The organism is Streptomyces sp. NPDC001100 (assembly GCF_053598575.1).
This window is the reverse complement of record NZ_JBSFKO010000083.1, coordinates 1-7854: the sequence shown is the minus strand read 5'-3', so window position 1 is coordinate 7854 and position 7854 is coordinate 1. Positions and strand designations below refer to the sequence as shown.

Sequence of the window (7854 nt, the reverse complement as noted above, 5' to 3'; positions counted from 1 at the left end):
TCAAACCACGCGCCATCCCCACCCACTGCGACCCCTGCCCCGGAAACACCAACACCGTCCGTCCACCGGTCCCGGCCACACCTTGTACGACCGCAGGGTCGGCCTCACCCGAGGCCAGTGCGCCCAACCCACGCAACAGCACCTCACGATCCGAACCCACCACCACCGCACGGTGCGCGAAAGACGAACGGGTACCGACGAGCGCCGCACCGACATCCGCCGGAGCCAACTCCGGCCGAGCCGCCACATGTTCACGCAACCGCTCCGCCTGCTCCCGCAACGCCTCCGGAGTACGGGCCGACAACGCCCACGGCACCACGCCCCCCAGTGGCACAGCTGCGCGGCTCATCTCCCCTTCGGGCTCGGGCTGTTCGAGGATGACGTGCGCGTTGGTACCGCTGATCCCGAACGACGACACCGCCGCACGACGCGGACGCCCGAGCTCCGGCCAAGCCCGCTCCTCCGTCAGCAACGACACCGCACCCGACGACCAGTCGACGTGCGGCGACACCTCATCGACGTGCAACGTACGCGGCAGCACACCTGCCCGCATCGCCATGACCATCTTCATGACACCGCCGATGCCGGCGGCCTGCTGGGCGTGGCCGATGTTGGACTTCAACGAGCCCAGCCACAGCGGCTGTTCGGGCGAATGCTCCTGACCGTAGGTGGCCAGGAGAGCCTCCGCCTCGATCGGGTCACCCAGCTTCGTCCCCGTACCGTGCGCCTCGACCGCGTCCACCTCGGCGGCACTCAGCCCGGCGTTGGACAGCGCCTGGCGGATCACCCGCTGCTGCGAGGGACCGTTCGGCGCCGCCAGGCCGTTGCTCGCACCGTCCTGGTTGACCGCGGAACCGCGCAGCACGGCGAGCACTTGGTGCCCGTTGTCCCGGGCGTCGGAGAGTCGCTCCAGCAGGACCATGCCGACGCCCTCCGCCCAGCCGGTGCCGTCGGCGGCGGCGGCGAACGCCTTGCAGCGGCCGTCGGGCGACAGGCCCTGCTGGCGGCTGAACTCGACGAACATGCCGGGGGTGGCCATGACGGTGGCGCCGCCGGCGAGGGCGAGCGAGCACTCGCGGTTGCGCAGTGCCTGTGCGGCGATGTGCAAGGCGACGAGGGACGACGAGCATGCCGTGTCGATCGTCATGGCCGGGCCCTCAAGGCCGAAGGTGTAGGCGATACGGCCGGACGCGACGCTGGGGGTGCTGCCGGTGAGCAGGTAGCCGTCGAAGCCGTCCGCCGGTTCGTGCAGCCTCGGCCCGTAGTCCTGGGCCGTGGCGCCGACGAAGACTCCGGTCGGTGTCCCGTGCAGCGTCGACGGTTCGATACCGGCCCGCTCCAGCGCCTCCCAGGCGGTCTCCAGCAGCAGCCGCTGCTGCGGGTCCATCGCGGCGGCCTCCCTCGGGCTGATGCCGAAGAACTCCGCGTCGAAGCCGTCGGCGCCGGTGAGGAAGCCGCCGTCGCGGGCGTAGGTCTTGCCGCTGCGTCCGCGCTCGGGGTCGTACAGCTCCTCGATGTCCCAGCCGCGGTCGGTGGGCAGACTGCCGATGGCGTCCACGCCGTCGGCGACGAGGCGCCACAGGTCCTCCGGGGAGGCGACGCCGCCGGGGAAGCGGCAGCCCATGGCGACGATGGCAACGGGGTCGTCGGCCGCCACGCCGACTGTCGTGGGCGCGGTGCCCGTGCCGGTGGCGTCCCGCTCGCCCAGCAGCTCACGGACGATGTGCCGGGCGAGGACAAGGGGTGTCGGGTAGTCGTAGATCAGGGCGGCGGGCAGCGGGAGTCCTGTTTCGGCGACGAGACGGTCGCGCAGTTCGACGGAGGTGAGGGAGTTGTGGCCGATCTCCTTGAACGACAGGGTCGGCTCGATGACCTCGCGGGGGTCGTACTCCAGGACTCCGCCCGCGTGGGCGCAGACCAGTGCGACAACGAGCTGTTCACGCTCACGCTCGGACAGTCCGCGCAGCCGGGCCGCGAGTGTGCCGTCGTCGGTCTCGTCGATCTCCGCCACGACCTCCCCCGCCACGGTCCCGGGGAGCGGGGTGCCGGGGACGTCGATCCAGTGCCGCTTGCGCTGGAAGCCGTAGGTGGGCAGGGCCACCCGGTTGCCGGTCCGTATGCCCGGGTACGACGCCCAGTCGACGTCCGTGCCGCCGGTGTATGCCGTCGCGAGCGCCTTGACGACCGTACGGGGCTCGCCGGAGCGGCTGTTCAGCAGTGCGGCGACTACGGGGGGACGGTTGCCGGTGTCCGTGTCCTGTCCGGCGAGAGTGTCCTGCGCCATGCCGGTGAGGACGGGATCGGGGCCGAGTTCGAGGAAGGTGGTGACAGACCGCTCGTGGAGTGTCCTTACGCCGTCGTGGAAGCGTACGCACTCCCGGATGTGGCGGACCCAGTAGTCGGGCGAGGTGAGTTCTTCGGCCGTCGCCACCCGCCCGCTGACGTTGGAGATCACCGCGATGGCCGGTTCGTGGTACGTCACGGTTTCGGCGGCCCGCCGGAACTCCTCCAGGACTCCGTCCATGTGCGGGGAGTGGAAGGCGTGGCTGACCCGCAGCCGCTTTGTCCGTACGCCCTCGCCCCGGAACCGGTCCGCGACGGCCTGCGCCGCGTCGGTGTCTCCGGCGATCACCACCGCCCGGGGCCCGTTGACCGATGCCAGGCTCAACCGGCCTTCGTACTGCGCCAGTACGGGCAGCACCTCGGTTTCGGCAGCGCCGATCGCCAGCATCGTGCCGCCCTCGGGGGCGGTCTGCATCAGCCGCCCCCGTGCGGCCACCAGCGCGCAGGCGTCCGGGAGGGAGAAGACCCCGGCCGTGTGGGCGGCGACCAGTTCGCCGACGGAGTGGCCGATGAGGTGGTCCGGTGTCACGCCGAAGGACTCCACCAGCCGGAACAGCGCGGTCTCGACCGCGAAAAGCGCCGGCTGGGTGAATTCCGTGCGGTCCAGCAGAGCGGCCTCCGCACTGCCCGGTTCGCCGAACACCAGATCCCGCAACGGCCTGTCCAGGTGGGCGTCGAAGTGCTCACAGACCTCGTCGAACGCGTCGGCGAAAACCGGGAAGGCCGTGTACAACTCCCTTCCCATTCCTGGGCGTTGGCTGCCCTGCCCGGTGAACATCAGGGCTGTGCCGCCGGCCCCGGCGGCCGAACCCTGTACCGCTTCCGACGCCGTCGCGCCCCGGGCGAGCGCGGCGAGTCCGTCCAGCAGCTCGTCGCGGGTGGCACCGAGTACGACGGCGCGCCGGTCGAAGGCGGTACGGGTGGTGGCCAGCGAGAACCCGACGTCGGACGAGGCGAGTTCGGGGCGGGCCGCCACCGACTCCCGCAGCCGGGCCGCCTGTTCGCGCAGCGCCCGGTGGGTACGGGCCGACACGGGCCACACCACCGGCACGGCGTCGCCGGTCGCTTCCGGCGGCGGGGGGCTCCCGGCCGGGCGTACCGCGGCAGAGGCCGGCGCTTCGGCGAGTACGACATGGCAGTTGGTGCCGCCCATGCCGAAGGACGAGACGCCGGCGACGAGACGCGCGGCCGGGCGCGGCCAGGGCCCGTGCTCGGTCCGCACCCGCAGGCCGAGCCGGTCGAGCGGGATGTCCGGGTTGGGGGTCTCGAAGTTGAGGCTGGCCGGGATCTCCCGGTGCCGGACGCTCAGCGCGGCCTTGATCAGCCCGGCGATGCCCGCGGCACCTTCCAGGTGGCCGATGTTCGTCTTGGCGGAGCCGACGACGAGCGGCGGGCGCGGAGCCTGGTCCGGGGCACGCCCCGTGTCGTGCTCCGGGGCACGCCCCGTGTCGTGCTCGGGTGCGAAGACCGCGCCCAGTGCCGCGGCCTCGACGGGGTCGCCCACCTTGGTGCCCGTACCGTGCAGTTCGACGTAGCCGACGTCGGAGGGGGAGATCCCGGACCGCCGCTGGGCGATGCGGATGACCTCGGTCTGCGCGGCGGCGTTCGGGGCCGTGAGACCGGTGCCGCCGCCGTCGTTGTTGACCGCGCCGCCGAGGACGACGCAGATGACGTCGTCCCCGTCGGCCTCGGCGTCCGCGAGCCGTTTGAGGACGACGAGGCCGCCGCCCTCGCCGCGCACATAGCCGTTGGCGCGCGCGTCGAACGTGTAGGCGCGGCTGTCCGGCGAGAGCCCGCCGAACTTGGCGACCCCGACGGAACTCTCCGGAGCCAGGATGAGGTTGACGCCGCCCGCCAGCGCGAGGGACGACTCGCCCTTGCGCAGGCTCTCGCAGGCCTGGTGAACGGCGACCAGGGCGGAGGACTGGCCGGAGTCCACGGCGAGGCTGGGCCCGCGAAGGCCCAGGAAGTAGGAGAGCCGGTTGGCGATGATGCTGCGGTGCAGACCGGTCGAGGTGTAGGGACCGATGGCGGCGGTGCCCGAGCGTTGCAGGAGCGTCGCGTAGTCGTCCAGCATCGCGCCGATGAAGACGCCCGTGCGGGTGTCCCGGATCCGGTCCGGGAGCATGCCCGCGTTCTCCAGCGCCTCCCAGGCGAGTTCGAGCATCAGCCGCTGCTGCGGGTCCATGCTCGCGGCCTCACGGGGCGAGATGCCGAAGAAGCGGGCGTCGAAGGCGTCGACGCGGTCCAGGAATCCCGCCTGCCGGGCGTTGGTCCGGCCCGGTGCGGCGGGGTCCGGATCGTAGAACTCCGCACCGTTCCAACGGTCTTCGGGGACGTCGCGGATGGCGTGCTCGCCGTTCGCGAGCAACTGCCAGTACCGCTCCGGGTCGGGGGCGCCCGGGAAGCGGCACGAGAGTCCCACGATCGCGACGGCGTCCGGGTTCACGCCCGGGCCAGTGACCGGGTTGGCGCCTGAGTCGATGTCATTCACCATGAGACGTCCTCACACTCACTGCGGGATTCCGCCGAGTTCGGTATCGATGAAGTCGAAGATCTCCGAGACCGAGGACTCCCGGATGCGGGACGCGACGTCCTCGGTGTCCTGCGCCGCCGTGCCGTTCCAGTCGGACAGCAGCTGTTGGAGCCGGGTGCTCACGGTCTGCCGGAGGGTGTCGTCGCCGGCACCGTCGCCGCCGAGCAGAGCCAGTGCCGACTCCAGCCGGTCGAGTTCGGCGAGTACGGGACCTCCCGCGGTGGCCGCCGGGGGTGCGAGGGACGACAGGACGAACGTGGCCAGCGCGCCGACGTTGGGGTGGTCGAAGACGAGGGTCGCGGGCAGCCGCAGGCCCGTCGCGGCGGAGAGCCGGTTGCGCAACTCGACCGCGGTGAGCGAGTCGAAGCCGACATCCTTGAACGAGCGGTCGTCCTCCACCCGTTCGGGTTCCCCGTGGCCGAGGACGGCGGCCACCGCCGTACGGACCAGTTCGAGCACCGCCCGCCGCTGCTCCTCCTCCGTGAGCCCCACCAGCCGCTCGGCGAACGGCCTGGCGGACGCGTCCGCCGCGGTGCGCCTGGCGGGAAGCCGCACCAGGCCCCGCAGTTGGGGTGCGAGGACGCCTGCCGCCGCCTGCGCGCGCAGGGCCACGGGGTCGAAGCCGGCCGCGACCACGACGGGTTCCCGGGTTGCCAGGGCCGCGTCGAAGAGGGCGAGACCGGCGGCGGCGTCGAGAGGCAGCAGGCCGCCACGGCCCGTACGGGCGAGGTCGGCGGCGTCCAGACCGGTGGCCAGGCCTGTCGCGGTGTCTCGGCTCTCCGCCCACAGGCCCCAGGCGATGGAGGTGGCGGGCAGACCGAGGGTCCGCCGGTGCTGGGCCAGCGCGTCCAACAGGACGTTGGCGGAAGCGTAGTTGGCCTGTCCCGCGTTGCCGACGACGCCGGCCAGGGAGGAGAAGAGGACGAAGGCCGCCAGATCCAGCTCCTTGGTGAGTTCGTGCAGATAGAGCGCGCCGTCCACCTTGGGCCGCCACACGGTCTCGAACCGATCCCGGTCCAGCGCCTGCACGATGCCGTCGTCCAGGACGGCGGCGCTGTGCACGACCGCCGTGAGCGGGTGCTCGACGGGGACACCGTCCAACAGGGCGGCCACGGACTCCCGTTGGGCGACATCGCAGGCGGCGACGGTCACGGTGGCGCCCAGCGCGGTCAGTTCGGCGGTGAGCGCGGCGGCCCCCTCGGCGTCGGGACCACCACGGCCGGCGAGCAGCAGATGCCGAGCGCCGTGCCCGGTGACCAGATGGCGGGCGACCAGCCCGCCGAGGGCTCCCGTGCCCCCGGTGACGAGGATCGTGCCCTCGGGGTCGAGGGCGGGCGCGGGATCCGTACCGTCGGCCTCCAGAGGGGCGGCGCCGGGAAGGTACAACTCGCCCCGGCGAAGGGCCAGTTCGGGCTCCCCGCTCGCCAGGGCGGAGCCGAGCGCACGGTACGACGCCGGGTCACCGTCGATGTCGATGAGTACCGCCCGTCCGGGGTTCTCCGAGCGGACGGTACGGATCAGGCCCCAGAGCGCCGACTGTGCGGGGGCGACGGTCGCGTCACCGGGGGTGAGCACGGCACCGCTGGTGACCACGGCGAGGGTGGTGGGGGCGAGGCGTTCGTCGGCTAGCCAGTCCTGGACCAGCGCCAGCAGCCGGTAGGTGCCGGCGCGGGCCGCGTCGGCGGTCCCGACCCCGGTCCCGTCGGCCGGTGGGCACGGTACGAGGAGGAGGTCCGGGGCCGGCAGCCCGCCCTCGACGGCGGCGCTCAGCGCGGCAAGGTCCGGGAAGGCCCCGTCCGCCGGTCCCGGGTCCCGGTCCAGCCCCATGGTGTCCGTACCGACCACCACCGTGCGGCCAACCACCGTGCGGCCCACCGCCGTGCCGACCACAGACATGCCGACCATCGACATGCCGGTCCCGGACAGTTCGGCCATGCCCGCGAGTTCGGCCGGCTGCCACCGTACGCGGCGCAACGGATCGCGGTCGGCGCCGAGGGCGGCGAGCCTGCCGGGGTCCATCGCACGCAGGGTGAGTGTCTCCACCTCGGCCAACGGCGTACCGCCGGCATCGGCGAGGCTCAGCGTCGCCGTCTCCTCGCCCGTCCGCGCCAGCCGGACCCGGCAGGCGCTCGGCGAGGCACCGTGCAGGGCGATCCCGCTCCACGAGAAGGGGATCAGGAGCGGCAGGTCCGCACCGGTGTCCGGACCGGTCCCGGCGAGGGCCATGGCGAGGAGCGGGTGGAGGGCCGAGTCGAGCAGCGCCGGATGCAGGGCGTGGCCGCCGGGGTCGGTGGCGTCCGGCAGTTCGATCTCGGCGTACAGGACGTCGTTGTCGTCACGCCACAGCGCCCTAAGGCCTTGGAACACCGGCCCGTACTCGTATCCCCGTCCGGCGAGCCGCTCGTACACATCGGCCAGTTCGACCTGGACGGCGCCGGGCGGCGGCCACTCCCTCAGATCCCCCGGCGCGGGGGCGGGCCCGGCGGCGAGCACGCCGGTGGCATGCCTGGTCCACGCCTCCTGGTCCTCCTCCGACGCCTCGGGCCTGGCGTGCACCGCCAGCGCGCGGCGGCCGGACGGGTCGGACGCCTCGACGGTGATCTGCACCTGGACGGCACCCTGTTCCGGCACCACCAGCGGCTCATGGAGGGTGAGGTCGTCGACCACGGCAAGACCGGTGTGGCGTGCTGCGTGCAGCGCCAGGTCGACAAATCCGGTGCCGGGCAGCAAGACCGTACCGAGGACGGCGTGATCGGCCAGCCAGGGATGACCGTTCAGAGACAGCCGCCCGGTGAGCAGGACGGTGTCGGAGCCGCCGAGCGTCACGGCCGCGCCGAGCAGCGGGTGTTCCGTCGCACTCAGACCTGCGGCACTGATGTCACCGACGGCCGGTGCCGAGTCCAGCCAGTAGCGCTGCCGTTGGAAGGGATACGTCGGCAGGCCGACCGGCCGGGCATCCGGGAACAGGCCCCGCC

The 7854-nt window shown here is 72.7% G+C and carries 2 protein-coding genes; both read right to left on the bottom strand.

Features of this window, described 5'->3' with window-relative positions; all coding sequences use genetic code 11:
* On the bottom strand, positions 1 to 4840 hold a 4840-nt coding region (locus ACWDEW_RS48660; RefSeq protein ID WP_450522787.1), incomplete at its 3' end, for a beta-ketoacyl synthase N-terminal-like domain-containing protein.
* A 15-nt stretch (positions 4841 to 4855) separates the two neighbouring features.
* Positions 4856 to 7854, bottom strand: a 2999-nt coding sequence (locus tag ACWDEW_RS48655; RefSeq protein ID WP_450522785.1) for a type I polyketide synthase, incomplete at its 5' end; no start/stop codon positions are given.